22 protein-coding genes and 1 riboswitch are annotated in these 24,152 nt (G+C 61.8%); of the genes, 10 read left to right on the top strand and 12 right to left on the bottom strand.

The genetic code is table 11. The features are described 5' to 3' along the window. Nucleotides 1–5: 5 nt before the first annotated feature. Nucleotides 6–1,319, bottom strand: a complete 1,314-nt coding sequence (thiO, locus tag RY113_RS00565; RefSeq protein WP_315912921.1) for a glycine oxidase ThiO — start codon at nt 1,317–1,319, stop codon at nt 6–8. Further along, a riboswitch (TPP riboswitch) is annotated at nt 1,314–1,439 on the bottom strand. Its footprint overlaps the gene before it by 6 nt. A gap of 14 nt (nt 1,440–1,453) precedes the next feature. Here thiO and thiE point away from each other — a divergent pair. Continuing rightward, nucleotides 1,454–2,131, top strand: coding sequence for a thiamine phosphate synthase (gene thiE, locus RY113_RS00560; protein WP_315912920.1), 678 nt, complete (start codon nt 1,454–1,456; stop codon nt 2,129–2,131). Between the two features lie 171 nt (nt 2,132–2,302). Here thiE and RY113_RS00555 read toward each other — a convergent pair whose 3' ends face one another. Continuing rightward, complete coding sequence (locus RY113_RS00555; RefSeq protein WP_315912919.1) at nt 2,303–2,809, bottom strand: MarR family transcriptional regulator; 507 nt, start codon at nt 2,807–2,809, stop codon at nt 2,303–2,305. Nucleotides 2,810–2,882: 73 nt separating this feature from the next. Between RY113_RS00555 and RY113_RS00550 the strand changes: the two genes are divergently transcribed. Next, nucleotides 2,883–4,370, top strand: a complete 1,488-nt coding sequence (locus RY113_RS00550; RefSeq protein ID WP_315912918.1) for an FUSC family protein — start codon at nt 2,883–2,885, stop codon at nt 4,368–4,370. A 48-nt stretch (nt 4,371–4,418) separates the two neighbouring features. On the opposite strand, the gene RY113_RS00545 is transcribed toward RY113_RS00550, so the two are convergent. Both RY113_RS00545 and RY113_RS00540 read right to left on the bottom strand, forming a co-directional pair. Further along, nucleotides 4,419–5,402 (bottom strand): LLM class flavin-dependent oxidoreductase, encoded by a 984-nt coding sequence (locus RY113_RS00545; RefSeq protein ID WP_110107009.1) that lies wholly within the window; start codon nt 5,400–5,402, stop codon nt 4,419–4,421. A 76-nt stretch (nt 5,403–5,478) separates the two neighbouring features. Continuing rightward, nucleotides 5,479–5,892 (bottom strand): DUF2809 domain-containing protein, encoded by a 414-nt coding sequence (locus RY113_RS00540; protein WP_170120996.1) that lies wholly within the window; start codon nt 5,890–5,892, stop codon nt 5,479–5,481. Nucleotides 5,893–6,139: 247 nt separating this feature from the next. Here RY113_RS00540 and RY113_RS00535 point away from each other — a divergent pair, with 247 nt between their 5' ends. After that, nucleotides 6,140–8,317 (top strand): MMPL family transporter, encoded by a 2,178-nt coding sequence (locus RY113_RS00535; protein ID WP_315912917.1) that lies wholly within the window; start codon nt 6,140–6,142, stop codon nt 8,315–8,317. Next, nucleotides 8,314–9,945, top strand: coding sequence for an MFS transporter (locus tag RY113_RS00530; protein WP_110107006.1), 1,632 nt, complete (start codon nt 8,314–8,316; stop codon nt 9,943–9,945). The genes RY113_RS00535 and RY113_RS00530 overlap by 4 nt, the downstream gene beginning before the upstream one ends. A 21-nt stretch (nt 9,946–9,966) precedes the next feature. Here RY113_RS00530 and RY113_RS00525 read toward each other — a convergent pair whose 3' ends face one another. The 7 genes from RY113_RS00525 to RY113_RS00495 all read right to left on the bottom strand — a co-directional run bounded on the left by RY113_RS00525 (nt 9,967) and on the right by RY113_RS00495 (nt 16,194). Then, nucleotides 9,967–11,244, bottom strand: a complete 1,278-nt coding sequence (locus RY113_RS00525) for a Y-family DNA polymerase (protein ID WP_315912916.1) — start codon at nt 11,242–11,244, stop codon at nt 9,967–9,969. A 199-nt stretch (nt 11,245–11,443) separates the two neighbouring features. Beyond that, nucleotides 11,444–12,784, bottom strand: coding sequence for a hypothetical protein (locus RY113_RS00520; RefSeq protein ID WP_315912915.1), 1,341 nt, complete (start codon nt 12,782–12,784; stop codon nt 11,444–11,446). 77 nt (nt 12,785–12,861) lie between these two features. Then, complete coding sequence (locus RY113_RS00515) at nt 12,862–13,281, bottom strand: PadR family transcriptional regulator (RefSeq protein ID WP_315912914.1); 420 nt, start codon at nt 13,279–13,281, stop codon at nt 12,862–12,864. 123 nt (nt 13,282–13,404) lie between these two features. Next, a complete protein-coding gene (locus RY113_RS00510) occupies nt 13,405–14,058 on the bottom strand; it encodes a CatB-related O-acetyltransferase (protein ID WP_315912913.1) in 654 nt (217 codons plus the stop codon). 87 nt (nt 14,059–14,145) lie between these two features. Continuing rightward, nucleotides 14,146–14,844 (bottom strand): DUF4166 domain-containing protein, encoded by a 699-nt coding sequence (locus RY113_RS00505; RefSeq protein ID WP_315912912.1) that lies wholly within the window; start codon nt 14,842–14,844, stop codon nt 14,146–14,148. 8 nt (nt 14,845–14,852) lie between these two features. Further along, nucleotides 14,853–15,599, bottom strand: coding sequence for an SRPBCC family protein (locus tag RY113_RS00500; RefSeq protein ID WP_315912911.1), 747 nt, complete (start codon nt 15,597–15,599; stop codon nt 14,853–14,855). Nucleotides 15,600–15,792: 193 nt separating this feature from the next. Continuing rightward, the gene (locus tag RY113_RS00495; RefSeq protein WP_110107278.1) at nt 15,793–16,194 is read right to left on the bottom strand and encodes a LexA family transcriptional regulator; all 402 of its coding nucleotides are present in this window, start codon (nt 16,192–16,194) and stop codon (nt 15,793–15,795) included. A gap of 127 nt (nt 16,195–16,321) precedes the next feature. Here RY113_RS00495 and RY113_RS00490 point away from each other — a divergent pair, with 127 nt between their 5' ends. The 4 genes from RY113_RS00490 (at nt 16,322) to RY113_RS00475 (ending at nt 19,754) form a co-directional block, all read left to right on the top strand. Continuing rightward, the gene (locus tag RY113_RS00490; protein ID WP_315913331.1) at nt 16,322–17,533 is read left to right on the top strand and encodes an MFS transporter; all 1,212 of its coding nucleotides are present in this window, start codon (nt 16,322–16,324) and stop codon (nt 17,531–17,533) included. 362 nt (nt 17,534–17,895) lie between these two features. Continuing rightward, nucleotides 17,896–18,114, top strand: coding sequence for a hypothetical protein (locus tag RY113_RS00485; protein ID WP_315912909.1), 219 nt, complete (start codon nt 17,896–17,898; stop codon nt 18,112–18,114). 30 nt (nt 18,115–18,144) lie between these two features. Continuing rightward, on the top strand, nt 18,145–19,035 hold the full coding sequence (locus RY113_RS00480; RefSeq protein ID WP_315913330.1) for an AarF/ABC1/UbiB kinase family protein: 891 nt from the start codon (nt 18,145–18,147) through the stop codon (nt 19,033–19,035). Between the two features lie 224 nt (nt 19,036–19,259). Further along, nucleotides 19,260–19,754 carry an AAA family ATPase gene (locus tag RY113_RS00475; RefSeq protein WP_315912908.1) on the top strand — a complete coding sequence of 165 codons (495 nt, stop codon included), beginning with the start codon at nt 19,260–19,262 and terminating at the stop codon, nt 19,752–19,754. Nucleotides 19,755–19,890: 136 nt separating this feature from the next. On the opposite strand, the gene RY113_RS00470 is transcribed toward RY113_RS00475, so the two are convergent. Then, complete coding sequence (locus RY113_RS00470; RefSeq protein WP_110107203.1) at nt 19,891–20,595, bottom strand: ferritin-like fold-containing protein; 705 nt, start codon at nt 20,593–20,595, stop codon at nt 19,891–19,893. A 64-nt stretch (nt 20,596–20,659) separates the two neighbouring features. Here RY113_RS00470 and RY113_RS00465 point away from each other — a divergent pair, with 64 nt between their 5' ends. Both RY113_RS00465 and RY113_RS00460 read left to right on the top strand, forming a co-directional pair. Next, nucleotides 20,660–22,144, top strand: a complete 1,485-nt coding sequence (locus RY113_RS00465; RefSeq protein ID WP_315912907.1) for an RNB domain-containing ribonuclease — start codon at nt 20,660–20,662, stop codon at nt 22,142–22,144. Nucleotides 22,145–22,484: 340 nt separating this feature from the next. Next, nucleotides 22,485–24,131 carry a DEAD/DEAH box helicase gene (locus tag RY113_RS00460; RefSeq protein ID WP_396334190.1) on the top strand — a complete coding sequence of 549 codons (1,647 nt, stop codon included), beginning with the start codon at nt 22,485–22,487 and terminating at the stop codon, nt 24,129–24,131. Nucleotides 24,132–24,152: the final 21 nt, after the last annotated feature.

Genomic DNA, 24,152 nt, shown 5'->3' with positions numbered 1-24,152 from the left:
TGCTCCTACGCGGTTGGGCCGGCGGGGCCGGCAAGCGGTATCGAGGTTGGGCCGGCGGTGCTGGCGGTGCCAGCGGTGAGTGACGGAGAAAAACGGTCGGGGCGGAAATGCGTCCACGCCAGGTCCGTGATGTCCCCCAACAGCTGGCGGACTATCAGCGCGGCGATGGGGGTCAGCAACACACCGTGCCGGAAGAAGCCCGTGGCAATGATGAGACCGGTGATGTCCCGCCCGGTTGCTCCCAAAACCCGTCCCAGCAGCGGGGCGTTATCCGGGGTTCCGGGACGGGCACGGGCGGTGCATTCGAGCAGTTCAAGCTCGGCCACGGCGGGCAGCAACACCTGGGCATCGCGCAGTAGCTGGTGTACTCCCCCGGCGCTGACACCGGCGTTGGCGTCTTCGCGGCTTGTTGCCCCAATCACTACGGTGCCGTCTTCGCGCGGCACAATGTAGACAGGCACCCCGCGCACCAGCCCACGGATGGTGGCGGTGGTCAGCGGGAGCAGATGCTCCGGCACGCGCAGCCGCAAAACGTCCCCATACACTGGACGAACCGGCAGCTTCAGCCCCTCGGGCAGGCCGGCCAGTTGCGGGGCGCCAAGGGCATTGGCCACCACCACTTCCTTGGCGTGGATTTCGCGCCCGTCAGCTAGCAGCACTCCGGTCACACACGAGTGGCTATCCGCCGGATCCTTGTGGAGAAGTCCGACGGCGGTCTCCGCCACGAACGCTGGTGCCGGCACGTTTGTTTCGGTGCCTTCTGAGACGGCGCCCCGGGCCCCTGAAGCGTTTTCCAGTGCCATGCGAAGCGCGGTGGCCATGGCACGCGGGTCAACTTGGTGGTCCTGTTTCATCAGGTAGGCGCAGGAGATGTGTGGGCCGACGAGTGGTTCCAGGGCCCGGGCCTCGCGGATGGAAAGCTGTTCCGAGTCCAGCCCATACTGTTTTTGAACCTCGTGCAGGTCAGCCAGTGCCTGCCGGTCAGCTGGGTCCCCGCCCAGAACCAGGGTGGGCGAAACGTTGAAGCCAGTCCCCCGCGCAGCTTCCGCCTCAGCGGCACTCAAGCTAACAGGCAGCGAAGCCACGAACTCGGGCCAGCGTGCGGCCGAGGCGAGTGTCAGCGCCAGTAGTTCTTCTTCTTGGTAATGGAGTTCGCTGACCGGGGCCAGCATACCGGCGGCGGCAAAGGTTGCACCAGTGGCGGGGGCAGGATCAATCACTGTGACGGTGTGGCCCGCGCGTTGGGCTTCCCAGGCGATGCCTAGGCCCACAATTCCGCCGCCAATGACGGCTACGTCGGTGCTTAAAATATCGGCCACAATGCCTTCCTTCCCTACGCCGGCATGACCCGGATCAGGTTCCACGCCCGCTGGGGGCGTATTTCGGTCGGCGCATTAGGCGCCCTCTCAGCCAGCTTCACTGGCTCCCGCGGTACTGCACTAGTCTATGAGACATGAGCCATATTTCTGCCATCCATGACGGCGCCCCCGCCCACACCGTTGCCTCGATCCAGAGCGCCCAACTGTATTTGTGCACGGATTCCCGCGCCAAACAGGGGGATTTTGCCGATTTTCTGCGGGCCGCCTTTGCTGGCGGTGTTGATATTATCCAGCTGCGCGATAAAACCATTGAGGCAGCAGAAGAGCTTGAATTGCTGGCCGTGTTGCGTTCTGTTGCACAGGAATGCGGCAAGTTGTGGGCTGTCAATGACCGGGCGGACATCGCTTCGCTCAGTGGCGCACCCGTGTTCCACATTGGTCAAAAGGATTTGCCGCTGCCTGCCGCCCGCACACTTCTGGGGCCGGTCTCGATGGGCCTTTCCAGCCACGACCCCGCCCAGGTTTCGGCAGCCGCGAAGCATCCCTACGCCGACTACTTCTGTGTGGGACCTCTCTGGGCCACCCCCACCAAGCCGGGCCGTGCCGCCGTCGGGCTTTCCCTGGTGGAGCACGCCGCATCGCTGAACACCACCAAGCCGTGGTTCGCCATTGGCGGGGTTGAGCTGTCCAATGTGGAGCAAGTGGTGGCGGCGGGCGCGTCCCGGATTGTTGTTGTCCGCGCCATCACCGAAGCACAAGATCCGACGGCGGCCGCCCAGGCCCTGCTATCCCGGCTGCCTGCGCTGGGCTAATTCGCGCCACAAGAATTGCGAGGATTGCCAGTCCCTTTGGCTTGGAATACGGGTCGGTGAGTGTGGCTGGTGTGCAGCTGTGCCCGGCAATCGACGCTACCGGCCCGGGTGGGCTACTGCCGCGGAGGACACAATCCGATGGTGGCGCAACGAGGTGTGGCGTTACGAGGCCTAGCTGGAAGACTCTGCGGCTAAGGCGACTTTACGCAGCAGCGTGGCCAGCTTTGCCTGTTCGCTCGCGCTCAGACCGGAGAGCATCTGGCGATCCCGCTCCAGAAAGCGCGGAAATTCCCGATCCACCAACTCCTGCCCCTGAACCGTCAACCGCAGGAGCACCACCCGGCCGTCATGCTCCCAGGGGAGGCGCTCGATCAGTCCGCGTCTGGCCAGCCGGTCGGCATTTTTGGTGGTGGAGGCGCCGCTGAGCATTGTCGAGGCAGTCACCTCACTGGCACGCAAGGGGGCACCGCTGCGGGCCAGGGTGCACAGGACATCGAACTCTGCCCGGGTCAGCCCTTCGTGAACCAAATGACGCTCCGCGCGGTGGTTAGCCAAGGCACCAATCCTGGTAATCCGCCCCATCACCTCAATACTGGCCACATCCAGGTCCGGCCGCACTTGTGCCCAGCCCTTCCGCGCCCTGTCAACGAAGTCACCCGACTCTGCATGTACACTCATGGATCCAGTCTAGAGACTACTCTCACATCATTCACATCTATTTTACTAGTAAAATAGATTGTAGTATGGAAAGATGATCATGACCTCCCGGCTTCGCCACTGTGGCACGGCCCTGGCCCACTCTGTGGCTCCCCGCACCTGGTACAAGTCCCTTGCCATCCACCCGGCCGACGCCATCTTTGCCCCGGCCATCAAGGTGGGCATTGCGGCGAGCCTGGTCTTGGTTGCCGGCGGGCTTATGGGCCAGCAACAACTGGCCGGGGTGGCCACTTTGGGCGCACTGACCAGCGCCTTCGGCCGCTACCAGCCCTACCGCCGGTTGGCTCCCATGCTGGGAATCGTGGCTGCAGCAATGCTGGTCACGGTCGGAATCGGCGCACTGCTCGGTGCCATGGGCGTCCCCATGGCGGCGCAAATCGCTGTGCTATCGCTCATTGCTGGCCTGGCCTCTCACATCTTTGCCGCCTTCCGGATCACCGGCCCGGGCGCCGTCATCATGGTCTTTGCCGCCGCTGCCGGCGCCGCCTACGCGAATAGCCTGGCCGGAGTTGCCCCCGTCGTGGCTGCATTGGGGATCGGCGCCGCCGTGGGGTGGCTCGCCGCAATGGCCCCTGTTCTGGTGAACCCGCTAGGGCCGGCCCGCCTTGCCGTTGCCCGGTCCATCACGGCCGTGGTGCGCCTGGCCACGCAGTTCCCCGCAGACGCGTCCCACGGCGGCACCCACCTTGGTGCCGCCCGCGCCGCCGTGCGCGGGGCCCGGGGATCGGTGGCGCTGAGCGCCAGCAGTAGCTTCGGTAGCGGCTCCGGCACAGTCCGGCCCGCAACCGTCCGGGCCCGGCAGCGCCGCCAAGACGCAGAAGCGTTGAACCTCATTCTGAACGAGGTTGAATCCGTCATTGCCACGGTGGGCCATGCCAGCAGCAAGTCGCTGGCCCTGGCATTACAAAGGCTCTGGGGGTACGAACACCAGTTGCGCACCCTACGTGGAAAGCCCTCGGCCGGGGCGAGGCCGGGCAGCTCCCCTGCCACTGGGCCGCAGGAGCCCCGTAATTTCTGGCGCACTGCCGGTGCGGGCCTGCGTTCCAGAGCCAGCACCAGCCAGGCCCTGCGCATGGCCGGCGCATCGGCACTATCCGGGTGGGCCGCCGTCGGGCTTGGCCTTGACCATCCGCTGTGGGCATCCATGGGTGCCGTGGCAGCGCTGCAGGGCCTGAACTACGGCCACACGGTGCAGCGCGGCATCCAGCGGTTGCTGGGAAATGTCATTGGGGCCGTGCTTGCGATAGCGCTGCTCTCGCTGTCGCTGAGTTTTTGGCCGTCGGTGGCGCTGGTTATTGTGTTCCAGGTGTTGGCTGAGCTGCTGGTGATGAAGAACTACACGCTGACCACCATTGCGGTGACCCCGATGGCGCTGATCATGACAGGGCTGGGCTCGCACCTGGGCCCGGCGGCCGCCTTCAGCCGGGTTGCCGATACCCTGGTGGGCGTGGTGATCGGAGTGCTGGTGGCCGCCGTGAGTATTCCACTGGCAGACCACCACCACCTGCCGAAGGTCCCCTGAGATGCTCCACTCCAGAGCCCACCGCTCCCGTTCAATACAGAAGTTTTCTCAGCTGCCCAGTTCCATGGCCTGTGCCAGCAGTTCAAAGCTGCGAATCCAGGCGGCACGGTCGGTGATCTGGGTGGCCACGATCAGCTCGTCGGCACCAGACTTCACGGCAAATTCGTCCAGGTAAGCGCGTGCCACATCAGTTGTTCCCACCGCGGAGTAGCGCATCATGTTCTCCACCTGCTGGCCCGCGGGCGATTCCAGCAACAGGTCTGATTCGGCGTCAGTGAAGGTGCGCCCGCCGCCAACCAAGGCACCCACGCGGCGGCGCCGGGCGGTCAGCTGCAGCGCGTCGGCCTCCTCTTGGGTGTCTGCGAGAATCGCATTCACGCCGATAATCACGTACGGCTCGGCCAGCGCGGCGGATGGCTTGAATTCGCGGCGGTAGATCCGCACAGCGTCTTCCAAGGCCTGCGGCGCAAAGTGCGATGCAAAGGAGTACGGCAACCCCAAGGCAGCGGCCAGCCGCGCACCAAAGAGTGAGGAACCCAGAATGTACAGCGGCACGTGCGTGTCCTTGCCTGGGTAGGCGTTAACGCCGGAGATCCGCGTTTGACCCTCAAAGTAGGCCTGCAGTTCCTGCACGTCCTGCGGGAAGGTGTCTGCCGCGGACGGGTCGCGGCGAAGTGCGCGCATGGTGTTCTGGTCGCTGCCGGGAGCCCGCCCCAGGCCAAGATCAATCCGTCCCGGGTGCAAGGTTTCCAGCGTGCCGAACTGTTCTGCGATCTGCAGCGGCGAGTGATTGGGCAGCATGATGCCGCCGGCGCCGAGGCGAATGGTTTTGGTATGGGCAGCCACATGGGCGATCAACACGCTTGTGGCCGAGGAAGCAATGGAAGGCATGTTGTGGTGTTCGGCAAACCAAATCCGCTTGTACCCCCAGCCTTCGGCCTTTTGTGCCAACGCCACGGATGCGCGGAAGCTTTCGCGGATGCCTTCCTCGCCAATGTGGGCGAGGTCAAGGATGGATACGGGCAGTGTCATGGGTGATGCCTTTCAACGAGGGTCTCCCTAGCGCCAACCTCAACTCTCCCCGGGATATTTCCCAGCGTGGCCGCTCTCACGCATCCACCACAGCTCTGGCACGGACTGCTCGGCGGGACGCCAAGACGTCAGCAGCGCAGACCGCCATGGCGCCCAGTGCATAAGCCACCAGATCCAGCGCTGAGAAGGTGGTTCCAAAGAGCAGCCGCGAGGGTGGAAAGCTCTGCGCTAGCTGCTGCGGGATCCCGGTGAGCTGGGACAGTTCAATCATGGCACTGAAGGCGAAAGCCGCCACTGCAAGCCAGTACTGCCGGGCCGCCGGGAAGATGAAGCCCACTAAAAGATAGATCAGAACGGTGTACAGAGCATCGGCCACCAAAGATGCCAGATCGCCTGCGATCAAAAAATGCACAGCCAGCCCCACCACCACGGTGGCAGCGGCTGCGGCGGCAAGGCCGGCGCGCCTCCCCACTAACCTGCGCTTATCCACTGACCGCAACGGCCTGGGTGGAACTGGCGCTAAGGAGGATGAATTTTTATGCGGGGACCGGGGTGGCTGAGGCAAGGGCATTCCCCGAGCCTACGGGACGGCACTTCGAGTGTTACTCATAGGCGGAAGTAACATATTTTTTTCACCTAGATATGGCTAACCAGACTACTTATTAGATAAACTAGCAATCGAGTGGTTCTCCGAACTATCTCCTCAACACCGCCTCCGGAGAGGGTTTGACTCCGCTATGATCACTGAAAATCGCCGCGATTGGCACCCCGCACGTTGGCTGAGGATCCTTCTCCCCGCAGTGTTGCTCATCATTTGGCTCGGCGCTGCGAGCTTTGGCGGGCCAACCTTTGGAAAACTGTCCTCGGTCTCCAGTAACGATCAGGCAGCGTTCCTGCCTGCGAGCGCCGAGTCCACTGAGGTCAATACTTGGCAACAGAAATTTACGGATTCTCAGGCCATTCCCGCTCTTATTGTCTTCGCCTCTGATTCAGCACTCAGCCCTGCCCAACTAGCCGATCTCTCTACGTTGGCACCGAAGTTTGCCGCGGTAAACGGCGTTCAGCTACCCGTATCCCCGGCCACTAGTTCTGTCACAGGACCCATCCCGTCCAAAGACGGCAAAGCTGTTCAATTCATTGTTCCTATCAGCGATACAAATGACGTCAATACCGTTGTTAGTGACCTTCGCGCTGTAGCGGCAACGGCAGCATCGCCCTCCTTGGCCGCTTACGTGACCGGCCCGGCTGGTCTCACCGCAGACCTGGTCAATGCCTTCGGCGGCATTGACGGCATTCTGCTCCTGGTAGCAGCAGGAGCTGTTTTCTTGATCCTGCTGCTGGTATACCGCTCAATTGTGTTGCCGTTCTTGGTCCTGTTGACCTCGATTTTTGCCTTGTCTGCCGCGATCCTCTTTGTCTATGCATTCGCTAGTTGGGGGTGGATCAAGCTCAGCGGGCAAAGCCAAGGCATTCTCTCCATCCTGGTCATTGGTGCTGCCACGGACTATTCATTGCTTCTCGTGGCAAGGTTCAGGGAGTCTTTGCACCACGTCGAATCGAAATGGGCCGCGATTAATCGGGCGTGGCGCGCAGCATGGGAACCGATTGCTGCTTCCGGAGCAACAGTGATCATCGCCCTGCTTTGTTTGCTGTTCTCAGACCTGAACTCCAACAAGAGTTTGGGCCCTATCGCTGCAATCGGGATCGTGTTCGCGCTACTTTCTTCTCTGACTCTTCTGCCGGTCCTTCTCGTACTGTTTGGACGTGCCGCCTTCTGGCCGTTCCGTCCCAAGGTTGATTCACTGCACGGACAGGCCCACAGCACCGTTGCCCTCACTGTTCACGGCCTTGAGGGTATTACCGGACTGTGGAAGAGGGTGGGGACACTGATTTCGCATCGGCCCAGGGCCACTTGGGCCATCGCGCTTCTGGTTCTGCTCGCCTGCGGTGCGGGCATAGTGCAACTGCAGGCCAATGGTGTCCCGCAAAGCGAAGTTATTCTGACTGCGTCTCAAGCCGTAGACGGTCAGAAAGTATCCGCCCAACACTTCCCCAGTGGCTCCGGCAGCCCTGTGGTGGTGGTGGCCGATCAGGGCAAGGCTGAGGCAGTGCTGGCTGCCGCTACGGCTACGCAAGGAATCAGCTCGGCATCAATTTATGTTGGAAATGTTCGCCCCGGCACTGACGCCGCGCCTGTGGTGCGAGAGGGCAAAGTGATCATCAATGCAGTGCTCAGCTCGGAGCCAGATTCACAGGCGGCAGAACAAGTGGTGCGCTCCCTTCGTCAAGACCTTCCGGCCGTAGATCAAGGAGTCCTGGTTGGTGGAGTGACTGCCATAGCCTTGGACACAAACACCACAGCGCAAAGTGACTTGGTCAAAATTATCCCGATCGTCCTGCTGGTCATCCTCCTCATCCTGATGTTGTTGCTGCGCTCCATCGTGGCTCCCGTGTTGCTGGTGGCCAGCGTTGTCATCTCCTACGTGGCGGCATTGGGCGTCTCGGCGGTGGTCTTCAATCACGTGTTCCATTTCTCCGGAGCTGACGCGGCCGTGCCCTTGTTCGGTTTTGTATTCTTGGTGGCGCTGGGAGTGGACTACAACATCTTCCTCATGACGCGGGTCCGGGAGGAGTCGCTACGGATTGGTACCAGGCCGGGAATTCTACGGGGCTTGGGCATGACGGGCAGCGTCATCACCTCGGCCGGGGTGGTGTTGGCTGCAACCTTTGCTGCCTTGGCGGTGATTCCGATCCTGTTCCTGGCACAGATTGCCTTCATCGTCGCGTTCGGTGTGCTCCTAGATACGGTGATTGTGCGTTCACTGCTGGTGCCGGCTCTCTCCTATGACATTGGCCGCGCTATTTGGTGGCCGTCCAAACTCTCCCATCAGCCTCTGAACGGGGAAATTCGATGACAAGCATTCGCCGCCGCTGGGCGGGCCTAGTTTTCATTAGCATTGCGGTTGCGTTGATCATTGTTGATTCCACCATCGTGAACGTGGCCATCCCGTCCATAGTTCGTGATCTTGGCATCTCATCAACCCAGGTCCAGTGGGTTCAAGAGAGCTACACTCTGGTCTTTGCTGCCTTGTTGTTGGTCTTTGGGACTCTTGCGGACCGTTATGGTCGCCGCCGGACGCTCCTGGTGGGAGTGGTAATCTTCGCCGCCGCTTCAGTCTTCGCGGCACTGGCACCGTCGGGGGATCTGCTCATTGTTGCCCGGATCATCCAAGGCGTTGGCGGTGCCATGGTTCTGCCCACCACCTTGTCACTGATCAATGCCACCTTCCAAGGACGGGAACGTGGCATCGCCTTCGCGGTGTGGGGCTCAACCATTGGCGGCATGGTGGCAGTGGGCCCATTGTTGGGAGGCTGGCTGACCACGTACTATTCGTGGCGGTGGGCCTTTGGAATCAACGTGCCCTTGGCCGTGATTATCATTGCGGGCGTTCTGCTCTGCGTAGCTGAGTCAAAGGACTCTGCTGATCCTCGGCGCATCGATGTAATCGGCGCGGTGCTCTCCGTCTTAGCCAGCGCATCCTTGGTCTTTGGCTTGATCGAAGGAAGAAGCTACGGCTGGTGGCTCCTTCATCCCGGCAAAGCACCCACCTTTGGCACATGGATATGGCCGTTCGCGCTCTCCCCCATCCCTGTGGCGTTCGCCATCACTGTGGCATCAGGTGTGGGTTTTGTTCTCTGGGGCCTCCACCGCCAACGTGCCGGTAAAACAACTCTGCTGGCCTTTGCGCTGTTCCGCATCCCGTCCTTCCGTAACGGAAACATCGCCGCCATGATTGTCTCCCTCGGGGAATTCGGGATCATCCTCTCGCTGCCGTTGTGGCTGCAGAACGTCATCGGCTACAACGCACTACAGACCGGGCTGGTCCTCTTGGCTCTTGCCATTGGCTCCTTTGCCGCTAGCGGCCTTTCCAGCGTGGTGCTCGATAAGATCACCGCCGTCGCTATTGTGCGGGTTGGCATTGTGGCTGAAATTCTTGGCGTGGCCGGGTTGGGGCTCGTCATCTCCGCTAATTCGACATGGCTGAGCATTATCCCGTTCCTCTTTGTCTACGGGTTCGGTGTGGGTCTGGCCACGGCACAGCTGACAGGAGTGGTACTCAAGGACGTTCCCGTGAATAAAAGCGGCCAAGGTTCCGGAACTGCCAGCACCGCCCGCCAGATTGGTTCAGCTCTGGGGATAGCCATTCTCGGGACCATTCTTTTCACTTCCGTAGGCACGTCTTTGAATGCCCGGCTCGCCGATGAGACTCCCCTGCTTCCGGAGTCAGCCCGCACCCAAATCGTGGACACGGTGGTAGTCAGTGCTGGTGGGGCCATCCCTGGCCTGGCGGCCAAGGATCCTCAGGTGGCCGATGCCGCGCGCGCGGCGTTCAGCGACGGTACCCGGTACTCGGCCTTCGCAGCTTCGGGATTTTTAGTCCTCGGGCTGCTAGCTACCTTCCGCTTGTCCGGCGAGGTGCGCCCAGACGAAGTGGAGGAAGCACAAAAAGGGGAGGCAGGAAAGCTCCCGCAAGAAACCTGACCGCGGAGAATGTGGGGACGGCTATGCCCGCACCACGGGCAGTTCCTTCCACTCCGTGGTGTAGCGGGGTGAGGAATGTTCACGCTTCATGGACCATTGAGGGGCCTGGGCGAACCCTCCGATCCCCAGGCCAATGGCGGCGCTGCCGAACTTGTTCCGTACGTTTCCTAGGACCCCACCAACGTCTGCTTGGCTGGCCTCGGTGCTGAAAATATCCAGCACCTCCGTGCCGGACGCCGGTTCCAGCCCACTAAACAAGACCCCTGCACGCAGGTAGGACGCGCCTGCAACGGCATGGTGGCGGATGGCGGCAACGGCTGCACGGACAAAAGTGATGGGGTCACTGGTTGGCCTGTCGAATCGAACGGTCACGGCGGGAAAACTCCCCTCACCCGCCGCAAAGCGGCTAGTGCCGGCGGTAACCGTCATGGCTGAGGCCCGCATCCCCTCCTCGTTGAGCCGGGCCGCGCCACGCTGAGCGTAAACCGCCATGACCTCCTCCATGCCTTCCACCGTGGTGACCGGCTGGGAGAAGCTGCGCGAGAACATGATTTGCTGTTTATCTACGCGTTCCTCAACATGGGGAATACATTGAGTGCCATTGAGTTCGAGCACTGTTCGCTGCAGCACAACGGAGAATTTCTTGCGAATCAGGGCAGGGTCCGCAGCCTTGAGATCGGCGATGGATTCAATGCCCATGAGCTTAAGCCTCGAGGAAGTCCTCTCCCCCACACCCCACAGGCCCGACGCCGGCACGCGCGCCTGGATGCCCGCAACGTGATCCCCCGGCATCGACTCCAGCGCGCACACCCCGTCCAGGCCGGCGTTTTGCTTTGCAATCCGGTTCGCAAACTTCGCCAACGTCTTCGTCGAGGCCACACCAACGCACACCGGAACCCCAACATGGCGCATAACGGCGGCACGAATATCGCGCCCTGCGGCCTGTAGTTGGGCGGGGTCCCCCATCAGCCCAATAAAGGACTCATCGATGGAGTACACCTCCTGCCACGTACCAAAGCGCCCCACCACTTCCATGACCCTGGCGCTCAAATCTCCATACAACTCATAGTTACTCGAGCGGGCCACCAGTCCCCAAGCCTTGGCCTGCCCCTGAATCTGAAACCACGGCACGCCAGTGGCGATGCCCAGCACTTTGGCTTCAGCCGAGCGTGCCACAACACAGCCATCATTGTTGGAAAGCACCACGACGGGGCGCCCTTCCAGCCTTGGGTCAAAGACCCGCTCACAGGAGACGTAGAAGTTGTTCACGTCCACCAAGGCGATGCGCGCGTTACTCATGACTTCACTGGTGCTTCACCGAAGCAACGAACCCACATAAAACAAGGGTCCGAACTCCGCAGTGGCTACGCTCCAAGAACTGCAAGCCGCTACTTGATTCGAACTTGAGTTCGGGAAGCGTTGGGGAAATTGCCATGGATTGAGCATAGAGTCACTAGCCCACGGCAGCAAGTCACTGCAGCAAGTCACGGCCGCAAGCCTAGTGTTGGCTCACCAGATGCGGGCCCACCCGTGACTTCCGGTTGGCGAGGCGCCGCAGTGAGTAAAAGAGCAGTACCGCAGCACCCCACGGCGCCACGAAGGCGGCCGCGGTGACCAGATAAATTCCCAAGAAAGAGCAAGCCAGACCAAGGCCGCCTAGGGCAGCAACCCTCAGAGCCAGCCTTCCGGAAATCCAGCGCCCCAGCGGCACGGCAAGCGCAAAGCCCACCATCACCGCCGCAGCAAGAATCAACGGCCACTGCAGCGAGTGCCCGGCACCAAGGAGTTGAGCCACCGCTACAACTAGGAGTGCCACGCACGCCAAACCAGCGGAGAACCACATCACGGCACCAAATCGCGGCAGGAGCATTACTGCACTCAAAACCACTACCGGCAGCGCAGCAAGGGCTCCTGCGGCCAGCCCAAGGTTCATGGCGCGGCTGGCATCCCCCACTCCCGCGTCCCAGTTGCTGCCGGTGAGCGCAAAAGCAGCACAGGTCATTCCTAGTACCAAAGAGAAGAGTGCCACTGCGCTGATTTTATTGAAGCCAGTTTTATTGAAGCCAGATTTGGTGCCTCCAGAATGGCTCGGCGCCTTCACTGGGTACGGCACCTTCACTGGGTACGGAGGCTGGCTCAGGCGTGCGCCCGGCAACTTCCCCGGCTGCACACCCTGCTGTGAGCGCTGAGCTTTTATGATTGCCAGGAAAAGCAGTGCAGCAGCCGGCAAGGATCCAAAGATCTGCCCAGATGTCATCACCAGCCCAGCCAGATTCAGGGACAGGAATGCTGCCATGAGGCTAGTCACTACCCATCGAAGCGTCCTTGGGAGCTTATTTTTTAGCACTGAAAGCAGAGGAACAAGGAGGGTCAAAGCGCCGGTACACCAGGTGAGCAGGATCAATAAAAGGCCTGCCGAAGCGAACCATGTTCTCGCTGTACCGGCATCGGCTTCGTCGAAACCGAGGGCCACACTCATGGCTGCCAATGCCATGAAAGTAAAGGTTGGCACGGAACCCATGGCCGCGCATAGAGCAACGGGAGCAGAGAGTGTTCCTCTCCTATGCAGAATCACGATGGCGGCAACAGCCAAGGTGAGCGGTCCCACCAAAACTGCTAAGAGAGTTCGCACAACACCCACTTCTGGAACTAAGAGGGTGTTGCTCAAGAGAATTACTGCGGCCCCCAAAAAAGCCACCAGCGAAAGAGCCGCGAAGACTACTGCCCAGCGATAGCTTGCCCGCTCACCCATTCCATGGGAGCGGATGGACCATGCCTCAGCCAGCGATGGCCGCATGATCCCCTGATCGCTGGCATATTCATCCAATGTGTCCAGCATGAAACGGCCATGTTCTGCGCGCCAGCGTTGCGGATACCAGCGGAGCAGGCGTGCATACTTTTTGCGTCTCGGACTGCTCATCCTGTGAACCCCCAACCCAAAGTGGCTGGTGCTGCACGGCCAGGCACAGCACGGCCAGAAGTACTTGTTCCCGGCAGAACGCTGCCTGGCAAAGTACCGCCCGCAGTAGTAGCGGTGCCTGCCAACCGCTTTTCCGCAGCCCCCAAGCGAACAGAGAGCCGTTCCTTTTCCAACGTCAGTATTTGTATGCCGGCGTCCGTCAGATCGTAATAGCGGCGAGCCCGGCCATCAACTATTTCGTCGCCAGCGCGGCGCACAAGCCCGTCCCGCTCCAGACGCTCCAGCGAGGCGTAGAGGGTTGTCACCCGCAGCGACACTGCGCCATCCGTCAAGCTCTCTACGTCACGCAGCACGGCGTAGCCATGTGCACGCCCGCCCGCAAGGGAGGTGAGTATCCAAAACGTATTCTCATTCATGAACACCAATATACCCGTTATGGGAATATCCCGGTAGGGGAAGTAATAACGTGCAGCCTCAGGGTATCGAGGTGAGGCAAAGCCTTCCAGTGGCCCCCATCAAAAGGCTGTGGCCTGGCCTGATCAGCTGTCGCTCGATGCCGCTATAGCGCTGAGTGCGGCTACTGATCCGTCCGCAATGGCACGGAGGTTCTCAGTAATTTTCGGTAGTGGCCAGTTCCACCAGGCAAGCTCAACGAGGGTTCGGATGTCCTCTTCTTGGTACCTGCGCCTGATAAGCGCGGCCGGGTTTCCTCCTACAATTGCGTAGTCAGGCACGTCCTTAGTAACAACAGCTTCTGTGGAAATCACGGCGCCATGGCCGATCCGCACCCCTGGCATGATCGTTGCGTTCGCGCCGATCCAGACATCGTTGCCAACTATTGTGTCCCCACGGGAGGGTAGATCTGTGATCAGATCACGGTGTTCGCCCCACGCCCCGCCCATGATGGGGAACGGATAGGTGGATACTCCGTTCATGCGGTGGTTCGCACCATTCATGACGAACGTGGTGCCGGAGGCAATGGCGCAGAACTTCCCGATCACCAGCTTCTCTGGACCGTAGTGATGGGTGACGTTTCTGGTCTCAAATTCAGCGGAATGCAGAGGATCGTCATAGTAGCTGTACTCCCCAACCTCAATCAGTGGGTTCTGAATCAGCGGTTTGAGGAAAACCACTCGGTCCTGCCCCGCGATTGGATGGATCTGCATGGGGTCAGGAGCGCCAACGGTAGACATCCCGTTAGCTTAGCCCGCTGGGCTGATCTACCCATCTGGGAGCCAAGAAGAATCTGATGACAGGACCGGCCCACAAGGGGACATGATTTACTCGCGGACTTCTTCCCGTACCGGTTTGAGATGGCTAGGCACCGCTTTTCCCACCATGGCCGGGAATTCGCAGCTGAACTCGCCCTTATATCCGAACAGGAAACCAAAGTAGGGGTTGCGTACCTGCATCTGGACGGTGAACACCCCACGTGCCTCGTCATAACCTTCGTAGAGGTCCGCCGTGCCGGTGCCAATCCGCGGAAAGTTGAAGGCCACGGGGCCCTCATAAAAACGCTGGCCAGTGGTTTGCAGGTGCAGGGAGCCATCATCAAGAACTTTCAGGACAAGATCCGTGGCTAGATGCTGGTGAGTGCCGAGATAGTCCACAATGGTTCCACGCTCTTTGCTGTACACCATGGTGGCGTCAAAGCGGCGCTTCTTCGCCTTCTCTGCCCTGGCGCTGGGCATGTCCAAGGTCCGGACAAAGGTCACGGTGGGACGGCCAAAACCATCAACGTAAGGATAGTTCTCCACCGTGAACGGGATGTTATTTCCGTGGTCAGGGAACAAGATGTTGCGGAAGGCACCCAACCGCAGAAATGGTACCGTCCACCAGGCACCGCGCCGCACCTGCGTGAAGACTCCCGTCCCCACGCAGCCATAGCCGGCTTCAACACCCACACCGAAGCGCTTTTGCATCATGGGGTGCAGCCGTTGAAAGTCTTCGCCCAAGGCAGTTTCAAAAATTGATGCCATGAGCTTTCCTATCCCTGCCGGCCGGTCCCGGTATTTGATTGTTCGGGTTCTTGTAAGTCTGCGAGAGCAGCAGGGGCACGTGCTGCCTGTTCATCAGGTGCGCGGCGCAGGCAACGCCCAGCCCGCGGGACGGACCAATGCCTTGGAAACAGAAGAGCGGCAACGGCAGCCCCGGCACCCAGCGCTCCCAAGCCCGCTTCTTGCTTCTGCACTGCCCGGACCAACAAGCCGGCGCCGGCAAGTACCCCGCCTGCACGGACACCCGCGTCAAGGAACCAGCGGTTGCGGGCAGTGCGCGGATCCAGATCCGTCTCGGCCCACAGCCGGAGGCGGTCAAAGCTGATGGCCGTAGCCCAGCCGAGCGCCGGACGGATGAGACGCACATCCACGGCTTTCCCGACGAGGCCCATCCCGGGCCTGTAGTTGTAGCCGGTGACGAAGCGGAGCCCGCAGCTGGTGGGGATGTAGCGCCAGTAGCCTGAACCCGGGCCGATGGGTGAAAGCGAGTCGGCAGTGTCAAACTTCAGCACCGATGTGGCTTGGCCATCCGCACGGTGCCGGTGGCCGAGGGAGGTCCCCGTACCTCTGATCGCATGGAAGGGCAGCAGGAATTCGTAGCGGAACCGGACCTGTCCCTGCTCGCCCTGGTCGAGGGGAATGATGCGGGAGAACCGCAGGTCCCAGCGCGGATGTTTCTCCGGGTTCTGACTCAGCTCCCACACACGCTCCATGGAGGCCCGGATATGCGCTTCCACGTACAGTGGTTTCCCGGGTTTCCCCAGTTTCCCGACTTTTTGCTCTCGCCCCAGAGTTCTCCCCATCAAGCCATCTTATGGGCCCAGCGAATGAGCCCAGGCAACGGCAGGCATCGAACGCAGTTACTCCATCTCATGCCTGTAGCCCTTCCCTTCTCCGATTGCCAACCCAGGCCTGCCGCCCTAGCTGCGCCTAGACGTGGTGCAGGCACCGGGTGACAACGCCCCACACGGCAGCCTCGCCAGTCAGGAAAAGCACCTCCGCAGCAGCCGGGGACGGAGCAGTGGCGGGCGCGGTGAGCAAGGAGGTCACGCCGTCGTGCATGGAAAGGCGGCGGATGAGCAATTCACCCTCCACAACCACCACCACCACGGAGCCGTCACGCGGGGTGAGCGCCCGGTCCACGATAATCTCATCGCCGCTGGCAATGCCGGCACCGGCCATGGAATCGCCAGCCACACGCATGAGGAATGTGCTGGTGCGGTCACGAATCAGGTGGCGGTTGAGGTCGATCCCGCCGTCGAAGTAGTCGCGGGCGGGCGAGGCGAAGCCTGTGGGTTCGGCGCTCTGATGTCTGGGTGCGGGCACGTCCATACCAAACACAACACCACCGCCTAGAACAAAGATTCGAAACATAAGCGTATCACTGCTCAGGCAGGACCGTTTGGTGCTGCGGGGTGCGCGTTCTACGGTTGGAGTTGTGAATGTTGCAAGCACTGTCATGCCATGGGACGGCCACCGGCGGGGCAGCACCGGGTACCGCCGGGTACTGGCCGCGCTGGCATGTGCCGGGGTGGCGACATTCGCTCAACTGTATTCATTGCAGGGCCTGCTGCCCCTTGTTTCACGGGATCTAGGAGTCACAGCGGCGCAGGCCTCGCTCACGGTTTCCATGGCAACGATCGGGCTGGCCGTGGCCGTCCTGCCGTGGTCCTTCGCCGCCGATCACTGGGGCCGGATCCGCACCATGGGCTTTGCCGTTATTCTGGCCACTGTGTTTGGCCTGCTGGTCCCGGCGGCCCCGAACTTTGAAATCCTGCTCCTCCTGCGAGCGCTGGAAGGCGCAGCCCTGGGCGGCATACCGGCCCTGGCCATCGCGTATCTGACGGAGGAAGTCAGCCGCTCCAACGCTGCTGCCGCCGCCGGGGCCTACGTTGCCGGGACAACGCTGGGCGGGCTTTTTGGCCGCCTGCTGGCAGGGCCCGTCGCCGACCTCGCCGGCTGGCGGATAGGCACTCTTGCCGTCTCCCTCTGTGCAGCGGCCGCCGCCGTGGCGTTTCTGCTGTTGGCACCCAAGCCCAGGGGGTTTGTGCCGTCCCCGAGGGAAGGGTTTGGCTCCGTGCTGGGCAAGCTCCTGCCACAATTACGCAGCACTTCACTGTTGGCGCTCTACGCCCAGGCATTCCTGCTGATGGGCTCCTTTGTCAGCGTGTACAACTACTTGGGGTTCCGGCTCGAAGCGCCTCCGTACTTGTTCCCGGCGTCGGCCGTGGCGCTACTGTTTCTGGCGTACCTGGCCGGGACGGTGTCCTCGCGCATGGTGGCCGGCGTGGCCGCCCGCTGGGGCCGGCGGGCCGTGCTCTTGGTATCCGCCGGGGTCATGGCCGCCGGATTGGCCATGACGTTGGCGGCCCCGATCCCCGTCATTCTGGTGGGGCTGGTCCTCTTCACGGCCGGGTTCTTTGGTGCCCACAGCATCGCCTCGGGGTGGACTGGCGCCTTGGCGCTCATGGGCGGGGCGCAGGCCTCATCGCTGTACAACCTGAGCTACTACGCCGGCTCCAGCGTGGTGGGTTGGAGCGCGGGGTTGGTTTTCCAGCAGTTCGGCTGGACCGCGATGGCCGGCGCCTTGGCAGTACTGATCGCCCTCGCCGTAGTTGCCGCGGTGACGCTGCTGCCGCGGTCTGCCGGGCGGGCGGGCGGCACCCGCTAGGCGCTTGGGGCTGCCGGCGCCACTAGGCGCTAGGCGCGGGCGGAGCCGTGGCTGATGGCCGCCCTGGATGTATTGCTGATCGTGCTGCTGAGCATTGCCGCGGTCCTGTTTTTAGCGTTGCAGTCATGGCTGGCCGTCACTGTGGTCCGGCGCGTGGTGGACCGGCACCGATACCAACACCACCGGGCTGGATGTCTCACCCCTGGTGGCGCTGCTTCTGCTGGTCCTGGCCGTGTGCTGAATTTTTGCCTTGGGTGTGGCTGTGCTCGTGTTCATCGAGGCGGCGTTCACCACCGGCACATTGCCATCCCTCGCGCATTTTTTCACTGGCGCGAAGGCACGACGGCGGCGCACCCGGCGGTATGGGCGAGGTCATCTCCATCGCGGTGCGGCACGGGCTCGGTTCACGGCTGCGCGGCTTCGGCCGGGACGACGGGTTCGGTCAGGAGGCGAAAACGGCCCGGGCCCTGCGCCATGCCTTGGACGAAGCAGGGGTCACGTTCGTCAAGCTTGGTCAGATGCTCTCCACCCGGCGTGACTTTTTGCCGGAAGCGTTCATCAAGGAACTAGAACTGTTGTAAAGTGACGCCTCCCCTGCCCCGTGGGAATTCATTGAACCAGCCATTGAAAAGAGTCTGGGCCAGCCACTGCCGGCGGTCATCTCCTACGTGAACCCGGTGCCGCTGGCCGCAGCCTCGGTCGCACAGGTGCACCAGGCCACCTTGCTGGACGGGTCCGACGTCGTGCTTAAAGCCCAACGCCCCAACGCCCTGGATCAGGTCACCCTGGACACGGACATCATCTTGCGCCTGGCCCGCTGGCTGAACACCACCACGCCGTGGGGCAAGTCGCTGGGTGTGCTGGCACTGGCCCGTGGCTTTGCCGATTCGCTCGAGGAGGAGCTCGATTACCGGATCGAGCTGAATAACATGCGCAGCATTGAGGCGTCGCTGGCACACTCGGGCAAGTTCTCCGTCACTGTCCCGCACGCCTGTCATCAGCTCTCCAGCGAGCGGCTGCTGGTCATGGAACAGCTGCCAGGGAGCCCCGTGAGTTCCGCCGGCACACTACTAACTGAGATCTCCGGCGGCGAGCGCACGGCCCTGGCGCAGACCCTACTGGGCGCCACGCTGGAGCAGATCATTTCCGACGGCGTCTTCCACGCAGACTTACACCCCGGCAACATTTTCATCACCCCCGAAGGCACACTGGGGCTGTTGGACTTCGGCTCCGTGGGCAGGCTGGACCCAGCCACACAGACCGCTCTGGGCATGATGCTCTACGCCATTGATAAGCACAACGCCGCCGGGGCCACGGACGCCGTGATCGAACTCCTGGACCGGCCCGAGAACCTGGATGAGCGTGCGCGTCTTGAACGACCCCTGCGACCGCTGCTTCCTCACCGGCCTGTTCCAGCAGCTCATTGTTGCAGTGCTGGCAGGATCCGCAGTGCTGGGCGCCATCTTGCTGATAACCCACAACGGCGGGCCTGCCCTCACTGAGGGCATCAACCTTTACGGTTTCTTCGGCTTCGTCCTACTGTTCCGCGGGTTTGTGCTGGGCATGCGCGCCCTCATGCTCGTCTTCAAGAGCACGTCGGACGAATAACGCAAAGCTGCCCGGCGGCAGAACCAGCCCGGCGGCGAGCTGGCTGCGGCAGTACCAGCCCGGCGGCGAGCTGGCTGCGGTAGGCGCCATCCGCCGTCGAACGTGCTTGGATTGAGTCATGTCCACACTCATTGTGCTGCGCGGTAATTCCGGCTCGGGCAAGAGCACCGTGGCCCGCGCGCTGCAACGGGATCTGGGCGCGGTGTGGATTGAACAGGATTATCTCAGGCGCACCGTACTGGGTGAAAGTGGCAACTATTCGCCGCTGAGCGTGGAGTTGTTGGAGCAGTCGGCAGCGCTGGCGCTGGCACACGGGCGCACTGTCATTGTGGAGGGCATGCTGAACCCGCGAAAATACAGCTGCGTCCTGCACCGCCTGTGCGGCGGACATTCTGGCCGATGCCTGTTTTACGCCTGGGACCTGAGCCTGGCTGAGACGCTGCACCGGCACGCCACACGCCCGGGGAAGCAAATGGACTTCGGGGAGAAACAGATGCGCAGCTGGTACCGGGGCTGGGATCCGCTCGAGGGAATCGCCGAACGGCGCATCACAGCGGAGGAAAGTGCGTTGGAGACCGTGGCGCGCATTGAGCGCGACGTCCTCCAGGAGTGAGATTTGGCGATGGGAGCCATGGAAGCGCTGAAATATGTGCTGCGCACAATCGATCCGTGAGATAAGGCTGCTTTGGGACGTCAAAGCGACCTTTTCTCACGGATCGATTCACGGGGACACGCGTAGAGCCGCGAAGCTACGCGGTCAGGCCCAGCTGGCTCATCCGCCTGGAGTGGTTGCGGGTCAGCGTACTCAAAATGGTGGCAATGTCGGCCGCGGCCTGCTCTTGCGTGGCATCAGCTCGCAACCCCATCAAGAAGCTGTGCTTGGCGCCGATCCGCTGTACCTGCGTCAGAGCCTCCCCCACCAGGCGGCGCCCCCACAACGCCAGACGGGAGGACAACCGGGGGTCCTGGGCCAGCATCTTCTTCAACAAGGTGGTCAGTTCCTGCAACTGCTCATCGCTGGTGCGCACCTTGGCTACGGCCTCACGGGTGGACTCATCCAGACGCTCGGCTATAGCCGCGTAAAACTCTTCCGTGATGGCCTCCACCACATAGGCCTTCATCAAGGATTCATGCCAGTCCGCGGGCCGGGTCCGTTCGTGAAAAGAATCAACCATGCGCTGATAAGGAGCCATGGCCAGTTCCGGGTCCATGCCCATTTCCACCAGCCGGGCGCACATGGCCTCATAGTGGCCAAACTCTGCAACAGCCATTTTCCCCAGAACCGCCCTATCGGAGAGCGACGGGGAGTGACGGGCATCAGTAGCCAACCGCTCAAAGGCTGAGAGTTCGCCATAGGCGATGCTGCCCAGCAAATCCACCACAAAGTTGTCATAGCGGGCGCTCAGTTCACCCGCGGAAACACAATCGTCAGGCTCGGACGCTGAAATACTCATAGACACCAGCGTAGTCCGTGCCGCGCCGCGCTCGTTCCGGCGGGGAATCGTTTACGCTGAAATAGTGCCGTACTCCTACATTGGCGTTAGACGCAGCGCCGCGCAAGCCTCCCTTGCCCAAGCCCTAGCCGCCTTGAGCGAGGAATTCAGACTGCCGGACGGATTTGGCCCGGAGGTGCTGGCGGAGGTTGAAACGGTCATCGCCGGCCACCAATTGCCCGCACCGGATCTGACCGCTTTGCCCTTCATCACCATTGATCCGCCCACGTCCTTGGACCTGGACCAAGCCATGTATCTGGCGCGCAGCGGAGACGGCTACGTGGTCTATTACGCCATTGCTGACGTGCCCTCCTTTGTCCCCGCTGGCGGTCCGCTGGATACCGAGACACGCCGCCGCGGCCAAACCATTTACACCCCCGGCCAGCGCATCCCGCTACACCCGCTGCGCCTGAGCGAGGCCGCCGCGAGCCTCTTCGCCAATGATCCGCGCTCGGCTTACGTCTGGGAAATCCAACTCGCCGCGGATGGTTCCCAGACCAGCTGTTCGGTCCAGCGCGCCACTGTGCGCAGCATTGCCAAGCTTGGTTATGAGCAAGCTCAGGAGATGTACGACGCCGGGACCGGACCATCCGCGGTGGCTGGCATCTTGGCGCTTTTGGCTGAGATTGGGACAAAACGCATCACGTTGGAACGGGCCCGCGGTGGTGCCAGCCTGAACGTACCGGCACAAGAAGTTGAGTTAGTTGAGGGCAAGTACGTGCTTGAGTTCCGCCCCAACCTGCCCATCGAGGACTGGAACGCGCAAATTTCACTACTCACCGGAATGGCCGCGGCCCAGGTCATGATTGAGGGCAAGGTGGGCATATTGCGCACCATGCCGGCCCCTGACGAGGAAGCCATTGCAGCGTTCCGCCGCCAGAGTCTCGCGTTGGGCAAACCGTGGGGTCATGACATGGCTTATGGGGCGTACTTACGCACGCTGGATACGGCAGATCCGAAGCATCTCGCGTTGATGCACGCCGCCACCACACTGTTCAGGGGCGCCAGCTACACCCCGTTCAACGGAACCGTCCCGGAACAGATTTTACAGGCGGCCGTTGCGGCACCCTACGCCCACACCACCGCGCCGCTGCGCCGGCTGGTGGACCGTTTTGTACTGGCCATTTGTGCCGCTCTCTGCGCCAAAGAGGCCGTTCCGGAATGGGCCATTGCAGCACTGGACGAACTTCCAGAGATCATGGCCGCCTCGAATCAGCTGGCCAACAAAGTGGACAAGGCAGCCATTGACACAGTGGAGGCCGCACTGCTCAGCCATCAGGTGGGAGGCGAGTTTGACGCCGTGGTACTTGCCGGGCCCAATAAGAACGGCCACACCACCAAAGCAGCCGCAGCCCGCTCCTTCATCCAGATCACGGTGCCGGCCGTGAGTGCATATTGTGAAGGTGATCTGGAGCCGGGTTCGGTGGTTCGGGTCAAACTGGAGTCCGTGGACATCGCCACCCGGAAGGTGAAGTTCGTTCTTGCGCAAGCCGCCACCCCTGTCATATGAGCCTGGGCAGCAAATTTTTTCAAGTGGTAAGGCTAGACTGAGGGTGTAGACATGGATGCCCGGTCGTTGATTATTAGTATTTGTTTCAACAAGCCCGCCCCTACGCGCGTCTTATCAGCTGTTCCCATACCCGCCTTTCTGGCTTTGGGACGGCACGAATTTGCAAGCCCGCGATCGGCTTCCCCTAAGGTAGTGCCGCTGTTCTGCGGTTCCGTGAGGCCTCTTGTGCCCGCGTTGAGCCCGGTTGGCGGCACCTTGTATAGACGAATTGAATGGTAAGCATTTGAGCATTGAAACAGATTCCCTGCTGCAAGCAGAGGACAGCAACGAAAAAGTTGAAATTGACGGCACGCTCAGCAGTAACGAGCCGGCACGCCAGGAAGAAAAGGAAACGTTCGCCAGTTTTGGCGTGCACCACGAGATTGTTTCCTCCCTCACGGAAGCCGGGATCACCCACCCCTTCCCCATCCAGGCCATGACACTGCCCATCGCCTTGACCGGCCATGACATCATTGGCCAGGCCAAGACAGGTACCGGCAAGACGCTGGGCTTCGGCATCCCCGCTCTTAACCGCATTGTGGCTCCCAAGGATGAGGGCTTTGAAAAGCTGGCAGCCCCGGGCGCACCCCAAGCCATGATCATTGTGCCCACGCGTGAACTGGCTGTCCAGGTTGCCGGCGACCTCACCACAGCGTCCAAGCACCGTGGCATTCGTATCGCCACCATTTACGGCGGCCGTGCGTACGAACCCCAGGTCGAAGCCCTGCAGAAGGGTGTGGAACTTGTTGTTGGCACCCCCGGCCGTTTGATCGATCTGCTCAAGCAACGCCACCTGAACGTCAAGCACGTCCGCATGGTCATCTTGGATGAGGCCGACGAAATGCTGGATCTGGGCTTCCTACCGGATGTTGAAACGCTGATTGCCGGCACTCCGGCGGTCCGCCAGACCATGTTGTTCTCGGCCACCATGCCCGGCCCTGTAGTGGCCATGGCCCGGCGCTACATGACCCAGCCCACGCACATCCGTGCGGCTGATCCGGATGACGAGGGCCTGACCAAGCGCGATATCCGCCAGCTCATCTACCGCGCCCACAACCTAGACAAGATCGAGGTCCTGGCCCGGATCCTGCAGGCCAACGGCCGCGGCCGTTCCATCATCTTCACCAAGACCAAGCGCACCGCCGCGAAGGTTGCCGAGGAACTCGTTGACCGCGGCTTCGCCGCCGCTGCCATTCACGGCGATCTGGGCCAGGGTGCCCGCGAACAGGCCCTGCGTGCCTTCCGCAACAACAAGGTGGATGTTCTTGTTGCCACAGATGTTGCTGCCCGCGGCATTGACGTTGATGATGTCACGCACGTGGTCAACTACCAGTGCGTTGAAGACGAGAAGATTTACCTGCACCGTGTGGGCCGTACGGGCCGCGCCGGTAACAAGGGTACGGCCGTGACGTTTGTGGACTGGGATGATATGCCCCGCTGGGCGCTCATCAACAAGGCCCTGGGCCTGAGCGTACCCGAACCCATAGAAACGTACTCCTCCTCCCCGCACCTGTACACGGATCTGGATATTCCGGTTGGCACCAAGGGGCGTCTGCCGCGCGATAAGCGCACGCACGCCGGCATTGACGCCGAGGTTCTGGAGGATCTGGGCGAGACAGGCAAGCGCAATTCCCCCAAGGCAGATTCGGGCCGGGGCCCCCGTGAAGGTGAGCGGGGAGGCAACCGTGGAGGGAACCGCTCAGGGGCCCGCCATGGTGAGAAGCGCCGTGATGAGAGCCGCACGGGGGATAAGCGAAGCGATGAGAGCCCCACAGGCGAGAAGAACGACGGCGGCCGCAACCGCCGCCGGACATCCTCCGCAGCGCCTGCCCAGGCGCAGAGCTCTCCGGTTGAGGCAGGCGCTCCTGCGGATGCTCCCCGGGCACGGCGCACCCGGACCCGCCGCCGCAATGGCGAGACAGTGAATAAGCCCGCTACGGGCGAATAAGCACCCCGACTAAACACCGCT

Origin of the sequence: Arthrobacter sp. lap29 (genome assembly GCF_032458965.1) — a bacterium.
Lineage (GTDB): Bacteria > Actinomycetota > Actinomycetes > Actinomycetales > Micrococcaceae > Specibacter > Specibacter psychrochitiniphilus.
This window is presented reverse-complemented; position numbering and strand designations above follow the sequence as displayed.

What these genes read in the sequence shown, in the direction of transcription:
- thiE (WP_315912920.1), top strand. Translation starts at nt 1,454, where the DNA reads ATGAGCCATATTTCTGCCATCCATGACGGCGCCCCCGCCCACACCGTT.
- RY113_RS00555 (WP_315912919.1), bottom strand. Translation starts at nt 2,809, where the DNA reads ATGAGTGTACATGCAGAGTCGGGTGACTTCGTTGACAGGGCGCGGAAG.
- RY113_RS00550 (WP_315912918.1), top strand. Translation starts at nt 2,883, where the DNA reads ATGATCATGACCTCCCGGCTTCGCCACTGTGGCACGGCCCTGGCCCAC.
- RY113_RS00545 (WP_110107009.1), bottom strand. Translation starts at nt 5,402, where the DNA reads ATGACACTGCCCGTATCCATCCTTGACCTCGCCCACATTGGCGAGGAA.
- RY113_RS00535 (WP_315912917.1), top strand. Translation starts at nt 6,140, where the DNA reads ATGATCACTGAAAATCGCCGCGATTGGCACCCCGCACGTTGGCTGAGG.
- RY113_RS00530 (WP_110107006.1), top strand. Translation starts at nt 8,314, where the DNA reads ATGACAAGCATTCGCCGCCGCTGGGCGGGCCTAGTTTTCATTAGCATT.
- RY113_RS00525 (WP_315912916.1), bottom strand. Translation starts at nt 11,244, where the DNA reads ATGAGTAACGCGCGCATCGCCTTGGTGGACGTGAACAACTTCTACGTC.
- RY113_RS00520 (WP_315912915.1), bottom strand. Translation starts at nt 12,784, where the DNA reads ATGCTGGACACATTGGATGAATATGCCAGCGATCAGGGGATCATGCGG.
- RY113_RS00515 (WP_315912914.1), bottom strand. Translation starts at nt 13,281, where the DNA reads ATGAATGAGAATACGTTTTGGATACTCACCTCCCTTGCGGGCGGGCGT.
- RY113_RS00510 (WP_315912913.1), bottom strand. Translation starts at nt 14,058, where the DNA reads ATGTCTACCGTTGGCGCTCCTGACCCCATGCAGATCCATCCAATCGCG.
- RY113_RS00505 (WP_315912912.1), bottom strand. Translation starts at nt 14,844, where the DNA reads ATGGCATCAATTTTTGAAACTGCCTTGGGCGAAGACTTTCAACGGCTG.
- RY113_RS00495 (WP_110107278.1), bottom strand. Translation starts at nt 16,194, where the DNA reads ATGGACGTGCCCGCACCCAGACATCAGAGCGCCGAACCCACAGGCTTC.
- RY113_RS00490 (WP_315913331.1), top strand. Translation starts at nt 16,322, where the DNA reads ATGCCATGGGACGGCCACCGGCGGGGCAGCACCGGGTACCGCCGGGTA.
- RY113_RS00485 (WP_315912909.1), top strand. Translation starts at nt 17,896, where the DNA reads ATGGGCGAGGTCATCTCCATCGCGGTGCGGCACGGGCTCGGTTCACGG.
- RY113_RS00475 (WP_315912908.1), top strand. Translation starts at nt 19,260, where the DNA reads ATGTCCACACTCATTGTGCTGCGCGGTAATTCCGGCTCGGGCAAGAGC.
- RY113_RS00470 (WP_110107203.1), bottom strand. Translation starts at nt 20,595, where the DNA reads ATGAGTATTTCAGCGTCCGAGCCTGACGATTGTGTTTCCGCGGGTGAA.